Source organism: Pseudobdellovibrionaceae bacterium (assembly GCA_020635075.1).
Taxonomy (GTDB): domain Bacteria; phylum Bdellovibrionota; class Bdellovibrionia; order Bdellovibrionales; family UBA1609; genus JADZEO01.
The window spans coordinates 1-14,931 of record JACKAM010000001.1 but is presented as its reverse complement, the minus strand read 5'-3'; the positions used below and the strand labels follow the sequence as shown (position 1 = coordinate 14,931).

Genomic DNA, 14,931 nt, shown 5'->3' with positions numbered 1-14,931 from the left:
GCAAAATATGTCCACGGTCCCCACTCCCTGAGGCGAGGACAATGGCAACATATCTGGACCTTGGGCGGAGCTATTTCTGGGGCTTTTGCAGGAGCAAGAAGGCCGACACCCCGACAGGAGCTTTGATCCAAGGGGCCACACTAAGATCAAAGGAAAAAACCCGATAAAGCACTTTGTTCATCAGTGGCGTATTGACCTGATTTTCACTTTCGATGCGATTGGGAATTCGCTTCAAAACCTGACGCGCCAACCAGATGGGGGCAAACAACAGGAAATTAAAATAGTACTTTTCCCGCACTTCGAAACCCGCTTGTAAACAGATCTTCGCCACTTGGGAAAGACGATACCTGCGCTTGTGAAGGGAAACCTCATCCTGCTTGCCCCAAAGCGACTGAAAAGTGGGTACGGTCACCAGGGCCCAACCCCCGGGCCGTAGAACACGATAGAGTTCTTGCGCCCCTTTGAGATCATCGCCCAAGTGTTCAAGAACGTCGGTGGCCAGCACCACATCAAAGGCCGCTTCAGCAAAGGGGAGATCCTGGGCATCCCCCAATGATACAAAGCCCAACTTCTTTTCCCGACACCAGTCTACCGAACTTTGGCTCGTGTCCACTCCTTGGTACTTTTGAAAACCCATTTCCTGAAGCAATCGAAGGTTGGTGCCCGTGCTGGAACCGACATCTAGGATTTCCGTTTGATCATTGAGGTTGAGTTGATGAAGGTAGCCGGCAATCAAGTCACGGCGCGCCCGGAACCACCAGTGGTCGGACTCAACCTGAGCTTCGATTTGATATGTTCTATCCTCCACCTACAACTCCGCCTGAATTAAGGCCGCTAACTCGGGAAAGGTCGATTGCCAATCTGTTCCCCGAATCTGATCGAGAGCATTTAAGTACTGAACAAACTCTCTGAGGCCTTCATTGATTTCTTGTTTTTTTTCAAAAGCATAATGCCAACGCCTCTGCAAATCTCGCAGCAAAAAGGCCTGAGCTGAGTTCTTAAATTCACCGGCCTCTTCGGGCCAATTGACCTTGATTGATCTCACCAACTCTTCCATTTTGTGCCAGGCCTTCTCCTTAATCGAGGGGGCCGCCAAATGACTGGTCAAGCACTCGGGCCACTCGACCAGATTCCATACGATTTGGTAGCGAACATCCGCATCACTTCCAAACACATCCAAATACCAACTCAAGATTTCGTCTCCGTCCAAAGCATTCAGTAGCTGCTGAGTCACCAAAATTCTCACCGTCGCACCGGGAGCCTGCCACTGACTCAGCAGACGAGCGACCTGGTTCAGCTGTTCCCACTTTCCCGGGTAGCGGATGTATTCGTATTTTGGGCCGACCCCGTCCACCGACAAATGAATATCGACCGTTTCGAACCGCTCCCATTTTCTTAACCAATCTTCATTAATAAACAACCCATTGGTGTCGTACATCAAATGAATATGTCGACAATGACCCGTCTCTAGACAGTGATCAATCAGATCGCCGTGAAGCTTGGTCATCATGGGCTCCCCGCCCGAAAAATAGAACTGTTTTGTCGACGGCAGGGAACTCTTGAGAAACTCAAAAACCCGAGATTCCTCGTACCAACGGTGATCTCCCTGCTTGCCTTCGCCAGGGAAACCAAGATGCTCCGCAGCCGAAGGGGGAATTGCCAGGCCTTCTGTAAACAATCTTGTAAAATCACCCTGCCACTTTGAGGAAAAGTCTGGGCGGCACATCACGCACTTCAGGTTGCAGACATTTCCAAGGCGTAGATTAAATGAGCGCGGACCAGCCTGGAGATGGCCGTCTTCCCCAGTTTCCCGTAACAGGTCTTTGGGATCCCCTGCCCACTCAGGCTTTAGGTGAATCATCTTGAGTCTTTTGGATTCAAGACCGGAACTCTCCATATCAGAACAGCGACGGCAGATTTCTGGCAACTGTCCAGAAATCATCTGCCGACGAATGGCCTTCATCTGCTCCCCGTTCCACACTTCATCAACCCCCAGGGAGCAAGAGACCTGTAACCGCTCACCACTTTCGTCTCTCAGGGAGGGAGTATTGGCACAAAGGCGAGGGAAGCCCCCCACTGTTGTGCCAAACTGAACCCAGGGCAAATAACAAAAGGAAGATGGCAAACCGGGAGGATAGGGATGGGGTTTCTCTTGCTTAGCCACGTCCCACCTCCTCGATGAGTCCGGCCAATTCTGGGAAGGTCTTTTGCCAACAGGTTCCGCGCACTTGATCCAGTTGACCAAGGTAGACAAGGAAGTCCTCTACCCTTTTGTTTCCACCCTGGGTGTCCTCAAAGCAAAATTCCATTCTCCGCCCAAGATCACCTAAAGGAAAAAGCTCTGACTTCGGCACCCCAGAGGCTAACAACTTGTGGGCATAATCTTCCGCCTTTTGAAATGCCCGGCGACGACCCTCCAGAGGTAAAATTCTTGGCGACAGGCATTCGGGCCATCGCACCTGGCCAAAAACGATACTATGGCGAATCTGAGACTCCCGACCAAACAAAGTCCAGTACCAGTCTAGGATCTCCGCCTGATCCAGAATATTCAGAGCTTGAAGGGTGACCAGGATCCGCACCTTTTTGCCGCTGAATTCCCATTCAGCCAGGGCCCGAGCTGCCTTTTCGAATTCAACAAACTTGCCTGGGAAGCGGATGTACTCGTATTTCTCACCTAAACCATCAATGGAGATATGAATATCAATACCGCCAAACTGTGACCAAATCTTCAACCACTCCTCTGAAATCCCCAGCCCATTGGTATCATAAATCAACTCAATGTTTTTAGCATATCCGGACTCAATGCAAAGATTCACTAGCTCCCGATGACTCGAAGACAACAAAGGCTCTCCACCAGAAAAATAAAGTTGTCGCACATGACCCAAGTTTCCGCGGAAAAAATCAATCACCTTGCCATCAGCAAACCAGTCGTTATTTCCCTCGTTATCATCCAGCGTCCACGACAAGTGCTCTTGGACTGACTGTGGAAGAACGAACTGACTCTCTCTCAGGCTCCTATAATCCCCCTCCCATTTGCTGGACAGCTCCGGTCTGCACATGACGCATTTCAAGTTACATACATTTCCGAGTCGAAGGTCAAACACTCGGGGCGGGCGATGAAGAGCTCCATCCGCATCAGTGGCGGCTATCAGGCTTGCAAAATCACCAGCCCATTCAGGTCTTTGCCGATTGTACTTCTGCCGCTTACTGAGAAGCCCCCCGCTCTCATGGCGCTGACAATGCTCACAGTCCTTCGGCAGGGAGCCACTCAACATCTGCCGCCGGACCTGGCGGTAGGCTTCGGAGTTCCAAATGTCGGATAAGGCCACACTCTTCGTCAGCAGGAGGCGACGACCTTGCTGATCACGCAGATTCTTGGCAAAACAACAAAGGCGGGTAAATCCTTTTACTGTTGTGGCGATTTGGGTCCAAGGCAACACGCAAAAAGCAGCAGGCAAATCACTTGGTTCTGCTCGATTGTCCATCCACTAAGTATGCCCCGACCCACTTAGCCGATGTCAAGAAAGGGGCCTCCGGCCTAATGAGTCAATGTCTGTGTTGCCAGCTCTCGAACCTGATTGATGGTTCCACGGAGAGCGTAGACTTCGTAGCCTTGCAGTTGCAAGACTTCGGCTGCGAGTGGAGCTTTAGTGCCATAGGTGCAGTACACAACATAAACTTTGGTCTTATCTAGCTTCTGAGTGCCCGACACCAAAGTCTCCCAGTCAATGTGAGTCGAGCGAGGCCACTGCCAATCCCGCCTCATGTGGGCTTCCTGACAATCGATAACTTCAGCTTCGCTGGGAACCGCCTCGACAAATAAAAAATCTTTGCGCAAAGTGACTCCATCCACCGCGTGAATGTCACGCTTTTTTAGATTTTCCAAACAGTCATCTACCAATTCCTGGCTCAAGCGAGCCTCACCTGGTTCGACTTTATCCCGCCGGCCGGAGATCATGGGCTTTTCTCCACCCAAACCACAAAACTCGCGGATTTTTTCAGAGAGAACCGCTGTTCCCACATGTTTTGCCTCCGCCATGATCTCTTCTTTGTCCATACCAACCAAAGGACGCAACACCGGCAGTGTCGCCTTTTCCTCAATCAATTTGAGGTTGCGCAATACTTGCGAGGAAACCTGGCCAATGGCTTCGCCAGTGATCAGGGCATCCACTTCCAACTCCTCGCCCAACCGACTGGCTACTTCATACATCTTGCGTTTCAATGCAACCTGCTGACCAGCCCCGCCGACTTCACGGCGGAGTTCTTGGGCAATTTGGCCAAAATCGACGCTATAGAAGCGAGGGTAATAGGCCCGACCCCACAATTCGCACAATACCTTCGTCACCTGGAGGACGCTGCGCTCATAGGCGGCTCCTCCAAGATTGCAAAACAAAAAGTGCACGGCAACTCCCCGCCGCATGATCCGCCAGGCAGCAACGGCCGAATCAAAACCGCCCGACATCAGGGCCAAAGCTGATCCCTGAGAGCCACAGGGAAGGCCTCCCGCGCCGCGAATTCTTTGGCAGTAAAACAACACTTCGTCGTTATTAACATCCACGTGTACGGTTACCTCTGGTTCCGTTAGGTTGACAGTGCCAAAGGGGTTCAGAACCGATCCCAATTGAATCTCCACCTGACGGCGGGGAACCGAACTGGTCCCCACCTTTTTCGCCCGCACAGCGTAAGTCTTGCCCTGAATCCTCTCCCTGAAGATCTCTAATCCAACCTTCAGGATTTCATCTAAATCGGCCCCGCAAGTTCCCACCACTGGACAAAACAGACCAATGCCGAAGACCCGCTTGAGCAAAGGAATAAACTCCTCTGCCTGAGGTGATTTTAGAACCAAACAATTGAATCCTTTGATGAGCTCGCACTCCAGTTGGTTCAAGCGAGCCAGTTTGCGGATGTGGCGCCTAACACGAGTGGCAAACCTTGCTTTGGCCGGTCGCCCTTTAATGACGACCTCAGAGCTGTAACGGATGAGAATAATGCCCGGGGAAACCTTGTCCATGGCCGAATGTGGGGGAAATGGCGCCAGGAGTCAAGCCTTCCCTTAGCGACCTAATTGGCGAAGGAGAAGGGTGACCTGATTCTCGGATTTCATCAAATCGGCAAGACTCATCTGGCCCAAAACCCCTTCGATGGCATCAGAGACGGCCTGCCAAACGGGTCTCAGGGTGCACTCCTCAGACAAAACGCAATCGGACTCGTGACCTCGGAATTTCTCGCAGTAGTTGCAGATCTCTTCCTTCTCAGGATGGACGGCTTTTAAAATATCACTCAGGAAGGTACTCGGAGGGGGTGAACTCAAAACATATCCCCCCTGCTTGCCTCGAACAGACTTCACCAGCCCGCCATGGACAAGGGAAGTCAAAACTTTGCGTGCGTACTCTGGCGAAACATCTTCCATTTCGGCCACTTCAGCGGCTGAAAGGGGACTCTTGTCGCAGGTTGCCAAGCGCAGGCAAATTCGGATGGAGTATTCATCCAATGCCGATATAGTCATCAATATAATCCTTAACCAATTTCTTGACCCATATATTGGCTTCACCTTAAATTAAATCACACAAAAAAAGTACCAATTAAACGAAAGCTTGATTACATCAATTGGGATTTTTCAACAACGCATAGGAGAAGAATGTGAACATCGTTTCAGGGGATTCGTCTGTTCGCACCACCTGGTTCAGCAAAGAAGGCACCGTCCTTCTTGTTGCCCTGGTCGGATGCTTGGTATTCCAGCACAAGGCAACAGCGGCAAATGACAGGGGACAATCTTTGTTTAAACTTTGTAGGTCCTGCCACGGCACTACTGGGGAAGGAAGACAAAACCTTCAGGCTCCAGCCATCGCGGGTCTTCCAGAATGGTATCTGGTCAACACCTTAAACAAATTCAGAGATGGTGGCCGCGGCTCTCATCCCGGTGACTACGCGGGCCTGAAGATGCGTCCCATTGCTCGTATGCTTCGCTATGAAGGTGACGTTGAGGCCATTGCCAAATACGTATCGAACATCAAACCCGGAAAGCCCCCTCAGACCATAACCGATGGTGACGCCACCAGTGGCGCCGAAAAATTCGCCGTCTGTATTGCTTGCCATGGGGCCGACGGCAAAGGAATGCAGCCGATGAATGCTCCGCCTCTGGTCGGTCAGAGCGACTGGTACCTGTTTGCTCAGCTCAACAATTTTAAGCACGGGCGACGTGGGGCCAATGTCGAAAAAGACGCGACTGGCGCCACCATGGCTCCCATGGCTAATATGCTTCCAGATGATCAATCGATGAAAGATGTGCTGGCTCACATCTATACACTTCAATAAGACGGGAGATTAGAATGAGCAACAGTGATCCGGGCGACATTCTCGCAAAAAAGTTATTCTACATCATTTTGGTCAGCACCATTGCCTATGCGGGTGTTGTTTTCCTCTTTGTTCTGTAAGCAGCGAAAGAAGGTTAAATAATGGGAAGCATGATTGAAAGAGCCTCAACATTTGCAGCTGATATCGACTCCGTTATTATGCTGATCGCGGTTCTTGGCGGTTTCTGGTTTTTGGTCGCCCAGGGAATTCTCTTCTATTTTATGATTCGCTACCGCCGGAGCAAGAATCCGACGGCAGGCTATATCGCCGGCGAAAAGCACGAGGAAACCAAGTGGGTTCATTGGCCTCACTATGCAGTGATCGTCTGTGACATCATCATCATCGGTTTCGCCGTTAAGGTGTGGTACGATGTGAAGCAAACCTTACCCCCACCCGACAGCACCATTCGCGTGGTTGGCCAACAGTGGGCGTGGAAGTTTCATCACCCAGGGCCTGACAATCAGTTGGGCACCGAAGATGACATCGTGACGGTTGATGAACTGCACGTCGCGGTTAACAAAACCTATCATTTTAAACTGGAATCAGACGATGTGCTTCACAGCTTTTCAGTTCCAGTTTTCCGTCTCAAGCAGGATGCGGTCCCTGGTCGGGTGATCACCGGCTGGTTCAAACCCACCAAGACCGGCGAATTTGACGTCCAGTGCGCGGAAATGTGCGGCATCGCCCACGGGGCCATGGCGGCACGGATTTTTATTCAAAGTGAAGAGGATCACCATGCATGGATTCAGGGGCAGCGACCTCACCATGTCCAGTCCCAAATAAATGATAACGACAAGTCTGAGCAAAACTCCAAAGAAGGTGCGGAAGCGATATGAGTCACCCAGAACACGGCCACCAAAGTATTTGGCAAAAATATATTTTTTCAACAGACCATAAGATCATTGGCTTTCAGTACTTGTTTACTGGCATGGCCATGGCCTTAATCGGGGGCTTTTTTGCCTACGCCTTTCGTATGCAATTGGCCTTTCCCGGTCAGGATGTCCCTCTCTACGGTCTGGTAACAGCCGGCGAGTACAACTCTCTGGTCACCAACCACGGCACGATCATGATCTTCTGGGTGGCAATGCCTGTGCTTATTGCCGCCCTAGGGAACTTTCTGATTCCCCTGATGATCGGCTGTGACGACATGGTCTTTCCCAGAATTAACCGCCTCTCCTATCAAATCTTTTTGTTGAGCGCGATCGTTCTGCTGACTTCATTTTTCGTTCCTGGCGGGGCCTTTGGTGGCGCCTGGACAGCCTATCCACCCCTTTCTGCTAATGCCGACTACAGCTTAACGCCTTTAGGCTCTGTCCTGTGGCTCCTGGCTGTAGCCTTAGAGTTTGTGGCCTTTCTCCTCGGCGGAATTAATTTTATCACCACCTTAATGAACGCCCGCGCCCCAGGGATGAAGATGTTCGACATCCCCATCGTCGTGTGGATGATCGTTTTGGCGAGCATTATCTTTATGGCCTCGGTGGGTCCACTGGTAGCCGGCGCGGTCATGCTCCTGCTTGACCAACTTTTGGCGGTGGGTTTTTACGATCCGGGAAAAGGTGGAGATCCTATTTTGTGGCAGCACCTGTTCTGGTTTTTTGGCCATCCGGAAGTCTATGTGGTGCTTCTCCCCGCCATGGGTGTGGTGGCTGAGATTCTGCCGGTCTTCGCCCGCAAGAAACTCTTTGGCTACAAGACGGTTCTTTACACAGCGATTGCCACTGGTACCTTGAGCTTTTTCGTGTGGGCTCACCACCAATTCGTGGCCGGTATCGACCCGCGCATGGCCAATGTCTTTACGGTCACTACGGTTTTGATTTCAATCCCCATTGCCGAGATGGTATTTGTTTACATCGCTACTCTTTATAAGGGCTCGATTGAATTCACCAGTGCCATGCTCTTTGCCCTCTCTTTCCTCGTCACCTTCCTCTTGGGTGGTGTGACTGGAATTTTTCTTGGCTCCAGTGCTTCGGACATTTACTTCCACGATACTTATTTTGTCTTGGCTCACTTTCACTTCACATTCGTGCCAATTGCCATTTTGTCAGTGTTTGCAGCTCTTTATTACTGGTACCCCAAGATGTTTGGCCGCAAAATGAATGAGACTCTGGGGAAGATCCATTTCTGGGGAACTCTCATCTCATTCCACACGATCTTTTTGCCACTGTTTTACTTAGGTGCCAGCGGACAACACCGGCGGATTTATAACTATGATAACTTCCCCGACTTGGCCCATCCCTACATGCAGGATCTGCGTGTAGTGGCCACGGTGGCTCTGATTGCCATGTTGTTGTTCCAGATTCCTTTCCTTTATAACTTCCTTACCAGTTGGAAAACGGGAGAGGTCGCGGGCAAAAACCCATGGAATGCCAACACCCTGGAGTGGACCACTGAGTCTCCACCTCCTCATGGCAACTGGGCGGAACTTCCAACCGTGTACCGTGGACCATACGAGTATAGCGTTCCTGGCAGATCTTCAGATTTTTGGCCTCAAAACGAGAAAGCATAAAGGGGTTTTAAGGTGTCATTTCCACAACCAATAGCAACAAATAGAAGCGCAACTGGAATCCCAACGGGCAAATTGGCGGTTTGGTGGGTCGTCGGATCTGAAATCGTCATCTTCGGAGGACTGCTGGCAAGCTATCTTATGCTTCGCCTGTTTCACACCGGATGGCACGCGGAGGCGGCTCACACCAACACCTGGTTTGGGGCTATCAATACATTTGTCCTCCTGACCTCCAGTTTGTTTATTGTCTTAGCCCACCAGGCAGCCGAGAAGGGCGAAGAAAAAAAGGCCTTTAGGCTCATATGGCTGACCATTTTGGGGGGTGCCATCTTTTTGATAAACAAAGGGGTCGAGTGGACAGGGGAAATCTCCCACGGCTTTGTGATGACCAAGGCTGTATTCTGGTCATTTTATTACACGGCCTGTGGACTCCACGCCCTGCACGTCATCGGTGGAATGGTCATTATGGCGATCATTTCTTTCGATGTTCTCAAGAAACAACACATGAACCGAGTGGAGCTAATCGGGATCTACTGGCACTTTGTAGATATCGTTTGGATCTTTTTGTTCCCCATGCTGTACATTGCAAAATAGGAAGGACCAACCATGAGCGCACATGCAGATTCAACTTCACATTACGTAAAAATCTGGGTTTGGCTGACCGTTCTCTTTATTATCAGCGTCTGTGGACCCATGTTGGGTATCCAGGCAGTCACCATCATCACCGCATTTGGAATTGCCCTGGTGAAGGCCTATCTGGTGGCTTCCAATTTCATGCACTTGAATATAGAAAAGAAATACGTCATCTATATGCTTCTGGGCATGGTTCTGATGGTGATTTTGTTCTTTGCCGGGACTGCACCGGACGTGATGACCCCTGGGGGACAAAACTGGGAACGGATACCCCTTCCCACAACTGAAAGTGCTCCGGCACACTAAAGGAGACCACCGTGTCGACCGTCGCCCAAAGCCTGCCGAAATTTCGCAAACCAGCTATCCCAAGCTCTGTACTTGGGATGCTGATTTTTATCGCTACCGAAGTGATGTTTTTCACCGCTCTGATCAGCGCCTTTGTGGTGATTAAAAAGGAACGGGCAACCTGGGCCTTACCTGAGAATATTCAGCTTCCGGTAGCTACTACGGGCTTCAATACCTTTCTTCTTCTGCTCAGTGGCGCTTTTCTGATTTTCGCCGGCATGAAGCTGGCCCAGAATGAAGCCCACTTAGCCAAATCGTGGACCTTGCGCTGCTTGATCTTCGGGACTGCCTTCGTGACCATCCAAGGCTTCGAATGGGTCCAGCTCATTGGCTATGGCATGACCATGAATTCGAGCATCTTTGGCGCCTTGTTTTTCCTTATCATCGGGGCTCACGGGTTTCACGTCCTCGCTGGAGTTTTCGCCTTGGCCTTTACCCTGGTGAAAATGAACCGGGATCAGGTGGCGCTCAGTGACTTTAGGGCCATGCAGATGTACTGGTCTCTGGTCGTCCTGGTTTGGCCCCTTCTCTACTATCTGGTGTATTTCTGATGCCTAGGACTCTCCTGCCGACTCTTGCTGCCGCCCTCATGTTTGCGCCCTCCAAGGCTCAGGCCTGCACGGTGTGCGGCTTTGGCCAGGATGGCAGCCAAATGGCCTTTCTTCTCACCACGATTCTCATGACAACCATGCCCTTGGCCTTTATTGTGGCTGCCGTCTTCTATATTCGCAAGATGGTGAAAGCCCGCAGTCATGAAGAGGCCTGATAAAAGACAAACGATTCTCATCAATCTCATTCTATTCCTGGTCGTCACCGGCGGGTATTTTGCCGTTCGCCATTTTTCCCCTCGACATGAACTCAAAACGGCACCCTCTTTCGAGTTACCTCTGGTAGAGCCGGGCAATGATACCAATCCTATGGCCTCACTAGGGACCAGGATCAGCCTCAAGGAGCTACAAGGAAGGCTCACTCTCATTAATTTTTGGGCCAGCTGGTGTGAAGCTTGCGCTCAAGAGGCTCCGATTCTCGAAAATCTGTGGAAGAAGTACGGCAATGGACAGCGCATATATCTCCTTGGAATTTCCACTTTTGACAAATGGTCCGACCTCAGCGCTTCTCCGAAGTTAGCGACAAAGTCCTTTCCCATCCTTTTTGATGATAAAGGTCGCATCGCCTTAAAATATGGCGTCACCGTCTTGCCAGCGACCATTCTGCTCAACTCCCAAGGCCGGATTCTCGCCACCTTTCAGGGCATACTCAACGAGGAAAGACTCAGGGTCATAGAGGCGCAGATCCCGTAGAGTGCCTAGTTAGGTACTCTACGCTCAACCTCGGGTGACAATTGACGGCTCCCTCCAAAAATAGTCTCTGATTTCCAGCGGAAGGGCCCTTCTCGCTCACCTCAATGGGCATACCCCTTGCTCTGTCCAGGACTGCCCTAACTCAACTAAATATCTTAACCAACCCTACACAGTGTAGAACGTCCACTGGAGGACTCTCATGAGAAAAAACACCCCCAAGATTATTGCTCTGGTGCTATCGGCAGGCCTGATTGCCCCTGTCGTTGGCCATGCCGTGAGTGGTGATACTTCCGAGGGAGCGGCTGTCAACCCGCTTCAAATTCTAAAAGGCCACCTAGAGCCCCTATACGATAAGCCAAAAACATCAGCGGATGCCCAAATCGGAATGGGTTTCTGGGAATCCCTGATTCTGGCCAACCGCTTTCGCATTGTTGTCAAAAAGGTCCGTATCAATGGCGCCGTGAACGGTTTAATGGCTGAAGAGACGGCTCTTCTTAACTCCGTCGAGGGCAACACTCGATTGCAGGCTCAGCTATTTTCGGAGCTGGATACGAACAGCCTTCTTCGCTCAGCCGACAGCCCGGTGACGCTCCAGGGCCGAATCGATCACCTCAACGGATTGATTGAGGCGAATACTGGCCAAGCAGAATCTTTGCGCGCCCAGGCAGTTGACAACTCCACTCGCTTAGCCAGTGAAACCGTTGGCGCCAGCGAAGGTGCGGCCTCGGAAGTCACGGACAAAATCAAAACCTTCCAGGCGGATCAAGCCCGTATTGGCCAACAGATCGCGGCCCTTGAGCAGGAAAGTGCCGCTTACGCCCGTCAAATTGAAAGTCTGTCAGAGTTACAGGTAAAATTGCGTGAAGCTGGTGGCGGATTACCCGCTGAACAAAGAGCAGCTCTGCAGACGGAAGCCAAAGCTCTAGAACAGAGAATTGGCGTCGTCAGTGAGGAGCTCGGTGCCGCGAAATCTAAATTGGCGGATGCCCAAACAAAACTAGCGAACGCTGTGAAACGTCAGGTTAAAGTATCACCCAAACCTGGTATCACCCGTGGTTTTTTTCGTTGGGGCATGCGCCTTGGAGAACTTCTTATTGCCGTCGATCTGGCTGGTCGTGTTTATGTGTGGAATGTTTTGGACAAAGACCCTGGCTTTTCTCCCTTGGCTCATTACGTAGCCAACACCGGGATGCTTGGTTCTGCCTCTGAAAGCCTAAAGCGATTTTTGGCGGAAGTCGAAGCTGGTGACAGCGAGGGTGCTCTACAAAGTCTCTCCAATGAAACTGGAGCCCCGATCCAGGATATCTCCGATGTGGGAGCTGCAAAGCCTGAGTGATGACTCGTTGCTGGTCCTTTTTTGTTAGCCTCTCTTTGATTGGGTGTCTCCTTGGGACGCCCTTTCAAGTCCTGCAGCCAACCCAAGCTTGGGCCGCTGACGGCTTTACTGCGCCCTCAGCACCTGCAAAAGCCTCCCGGTGCCCGGGGCTTTTGCGCCGAACCGGTTCGGCCATGGCCCAGTATTGGCGCGAGGTCAAAGAAAGCAAAGGGGTGCGAATTGTCCTAACTGAAGGACGACCTGAAGACCTGGCTCACATTGAATACGCGGGCTTTCTCACCCGCAATGCCCAATATATGGCCCAGGGGAGGATCCGCCGTTACTTTCAGAACATTCTCCAATTTGTACCCAGACGATTGATTGGAACTCTGCGGGGAGAACAGGGGCGAGTGCGCGGAGCCTTTTTGGGTGATCCCACCTTTTCGTTTACGCCATGGCGAGGGCTTCACTTCGTCGCCCTGGATCTACCGGCTGCCTACTTCGGCGGACTTAAGCAGGGCAAACTCACCATTAAGCGCCCCACCATGCTCACGTCCTTCCTCGCAGGGCTAGCTGTGATTGTGCCTCTTTATATGGTCTTCGACGCCTCGTACATCAAAGGGCTTGAAAACAACAGAACTGAAATCGTCCTTGAACATCGGGGTGAGTATCAGAGAATGATCGAAAGCGATTGGCGGTTTAATTACATTAAAGACCTTCGGGATGCTGGCCGCTACACCGAACAGCAGGCCATGGAGGAAGCTTTTAATCTTCAGTTTGCCTATAATCAATACTACTCCTATCGCAACGCCAAAGATTCCTCTCTCACTGTGGAGGAGGCTCGTGGTCTTTCCGAACACCTGTTGTTTGCTCATCTCCAACGTCTGTTCTCCGATGGAGTGAGGGAAATTCCAGGTTTTGAAGTCCCAAATCAGGCTCTCGGCCCCTTGAAGGATCAACAAATAGTGGAGATCACCAGCCACAATCAGCTTCTTTACCTCAAGTACCAAATTCTGGACGAAATCTTCCTCCTCGGCAAAGGAAGCTCCCTACCTCAACTCCTGGAGGCCAGTGCTGACCTCCACCGCCAACACGACTCCATTGTAAGCGATGGCTTTTATCAAACGGTAAGGAGGCTCGAGGCCTCAGGTCGAATCACGGCCGAAACAGCAAAATATTTATTGCAGCAGGATTTTTGGTGGCAAACTCGTTTCGCCGAATGGGACGTTTTGGGAATCAAACCTCTACGCGGTGGGGAATCAGGCCAGTACACAACATTAAATGACATCCGCAATGGACTTCTCCAGGAAGCTGGCATCCGCTAACTGTCTCAAAATGAGACAGTGTTTAAGTGACCATACCCTTCTCTTTCCAGCAACCTGTGAACAGTTCCTTGGCCCAGGACCCTTCTAAAGCTCCACTGCCAGGGAATACAGCTTGCACAAGCCTTCCCTGAGTTTCCTTGCTTGGGAGAGGTGTATTCTGAAAATATCATATGGAAAAACGCTGTGGGCCGTTTCGGCCCTTGGGCTTCTACTATTGTTTCAAAACTGTGGTGACCAGGGCTTTCAGGCCCAACACAAGGATCTCCTTGGTGCAGAATATCCATTTCAGGATATCCCAGATTGCTTTGTCCAAGGTAACTGCCCTCCGGAGATTCTCCAAGCACTCGAATCTGAGCATGAAGGGGGCGAGGGTTCTGCACCAGAGCCTGCCCCAAGAAGTGACTCTTCAGATCCTTACGTCACCGAGGTTCTTGGCAAACTGGAATCCGCCATTGAAAAGTCTCTCGACAAGATGGACCGCGGACAGTCCTATCCCTACTGGAGTTTAGCCGACAATCTGCGAACTGCCCAAGAACTCTATCACCTGAGTCAAGATCCCCGTGTTCTTGTCTTTCTTCTCGAAGCCGGTGAAGCACTGCTAGAGCGGATAAGCAAGGCTACAGGACAAAAAGACGTGCTTTACAATAAGCCTGTCTATGCCTGGATCACTGGAAACTACTCCTGTGGCCGAACCTACGGCCATTTGGTGCACAGTATGATTCTTATGGATAATACGGCTTTCGCCATGAATCAGCTTCTACGCTCCGGCCTGGCCAACACCTATCGGCGGCGAATTGAGAATGTCACTCGCCTCTATGAAAAGGTGTTTGCTCACTTTGACAGCGATTTTGTCGCCAGCCGATACACCTATGTGTTTTCCTCACGTGAGGGGAAGTTGAGCTCATGCAAGGATAATGATTTTGCCAAACGCAAAGGAACTCCACTACCTCTGAACATGAACACTGCAGCCGGGTTAGCTCACTTCCAAATGTACCGGCTCAATGCCAAGCTCGGCAATACACAGGCAAAGCTTTGGCACAAGCGGCGCTTTGGCGCTATTTCCACATTGGTAAAAAGGAGTTTCAACTCATGGAGGGTTGGAAATCGCACGGGCTACACCTGGCTCTACATACCCGGCGGACGCGTCGAGGACTC

At 51.1% G+C, this 14,931-nt stretch carries 16 protein-coding genes; 11 read left to right on the top strand and 5 right to left on the bottom strand.

Annotation, left to right across the window (positions count from 1 at the left end):
- Window positions 1-70 precede the first annotated feature (70 nt).
- From H6624_00080 to H6624_00060, 5 genes are read right to left on the bottom strand one after another with little or no spacing between them, the layout of a single operon-like run.
- A complete protein-coding gene (locus H6624_00080; protein ID MCB9082703.1) occupies window positions 71-808 on the bottom strand; it encodes a methyltransferase domain-containing protein in 738 nt (245 codons plus the stop codon).
- Window positions 809-2,164: a radical SAM protein gene (locus H6624_00075; protein ID MCB9082702.1), complete on the bottom strand. Its 1,356-nt coding sequence runs from the start codon at window positions 2,162-2,164 to the stop codon at window positions 809-811. It lies immediately after the preceding gene.
- The gene (locus tag H6624_00070) at window positions 2,157-3,485 is read right to left on the bottom strand and encodes a twitch domain-containing radical SAM protein (protein MCB9082701.1); all 1,329 of its coding nucleotides are present in this window, start codon (window positions 3,483-3,485) and stop codon (window positions 2,157-2,159) included. The genes H6624_00075 and H6624_00070 overlap by 8 nt, the downstream gene beginning before the upstream one ends.
- A gap of 53 nt (window positions 3,486-3,538) precedes the next feature.
- Entirely contained in the window at window positions 3,539-5,011 is a 1,473-nt protein-coding gene (locus H6624_00065; GenBank protein MCB9082700.1) for a tRNA 4-thiouridine(8) synthase ThiI, read from the bottom strand.
- Window positions 5,012-5,053: 42 nt separating this feature from the next.
- Window positions 5,054-5,506, bottom strand: coding sequence for an Rrf2 family transcriptional regulator (locus H6624_00060; GenBank protein ID MCB9082699.1), 453 nt, complete (start codon window positions 5,504-5,506; stop codon window positions 5,054-5,056).
- Window positions 5,507-5,640: 134 nt separating this feature from the next.
- Between H6624_00060 and H6624_00055 the strand changes: the two genes are divergently transcribed.
- From H6624_00055 to H6624_00005, 11 genes are all read left to right on the top strand, one after another.
- Window positions 5,641-6,315, top strand: a complete 675-nt coding sequence (locus H6624_00055) for a c-type cytochrome (protein ID MCB9082698.1) — start codon at window positions 5,641-5,643, stop codon at window positions 6,313-6,315.
- A 140-nt stretch (window positions 6,316-6,455) separates the two neighbouring features.
- Complete coding sequence (locus tag H6624_00050; protein MCB9082697.1) at window positions 6,456-7,190, top strand: cytochrome c oxidase subunit II; 735 nt, start codon at window positions 6,456-6,458, stop codon at window positions 7,188-7,190.
- Window positions 7,187-8,860: a cbb3-type cytochrome c oxidase subunit I gene (locus H6624_00045; protein ID MCB9082696.1), complete on the top strand. Its 1,674-nt coding sequence runs from the start codon at window positions 7,187-7,189 to the stop codon at window positions 8,858-8,860. The genes H6624_00050 and H6624_00045 overlap by 4 nt, the downstream gene beginning before the upstream one ends.
- Window positions 8,861-8,872: 12 nt before the next feature.
- Window positions 8,873-9,451 carry a cytochrome c oxidase subunit 3 gene (locus H6624_00040; protein ID MCB9082695.1) on the top strand — a complete coding sequence of 193 codons (579 nt, stop codon included), beginning with the start codon at window positions 8,873-8,875 and terminating at the stop codon, window positions 9,449-9,451.
- A 12-nt stretch (window positions 9,452-9,463) separates the two neighbouring features.
- Entirely contained in the window at window positions 9,464-9,796 is a 333-nt protein-coding gene (locus H6624_00035) for a cytochrome C oxidase subunit IV family protein (protein ID MCB9082694.1), read from the top strand.
- A gap of 11 nt (window positions 9,797-9,807) precedes the next feature.
- Window positions 9,808-10,386, top strand: coding sequence for a cytochrome c oxidase subunit 3 (locus H6624_00030; protein MCB9082693.1), 579 nt, complete (start codon window positions 9,808-9,810; stop codon window positions 10,384-10,386).
- Window positions 10,386-10,601: a hypothetical protein gene (locus H6624_00025; GenBank protein MCB9082692.1), complete on the top strand. Its 216-nt coding sequence runs from the start codon at window positions 10,386-10,388 to the stop codon at window positions 10,599-10,601. Before H6624_00030 ends, H6624_00025 begins: the two co-directional genes overlap by 1 nt.
- Window positions 10,588-11,136 (top strand): TlpA family protein disulfide reductase, encoded by a 549-nt coding sequence (locus tag H6624_00020; GenBank protein ID MCB9082691.1) that lies wholly within the window; start codon window positions 10,588-10,590, stop codon window positions 11,134-11,136. Before H6624_00025 ends, H6624_00020 begins: the two co-directional genes overlap by 14 nt.
- Window positions 11,137-11,335: 199 nt before the next feature.
- Complete coding sequence (locus tag H6624_00015; protein MCB9082690.1) at window positions 11,336-12,472, top strand: hypothetical protein; 1,137 nt, start codon at window positions 11,336-11,338, stop codon at window positions 12,470-12,472.
- Window positions 12,473-12,624: 152 nt separating this feature from the next.
- The gene (locus H6624_00010; protein MCB9082689.1) at window positions 12,625-13,776 is read left to right on the top strand and encodes a hypothetical protein; all 1,152 of its coding nucleotides are present in this window, start codon (window positions 12,625-12,627) and stop codon (window positions 13,774-13,776) included.
- A 214-nt stretch (window positions 13,777-13,990) separates the two neighbouring features.
- Window positions 13,991-14,931: hypothetical protein (locus tag H6624_00005; GenBank protein ID MCB9082688.1), on the top strand; the 941-nt coding region annotated here is incomplete at its 3' end.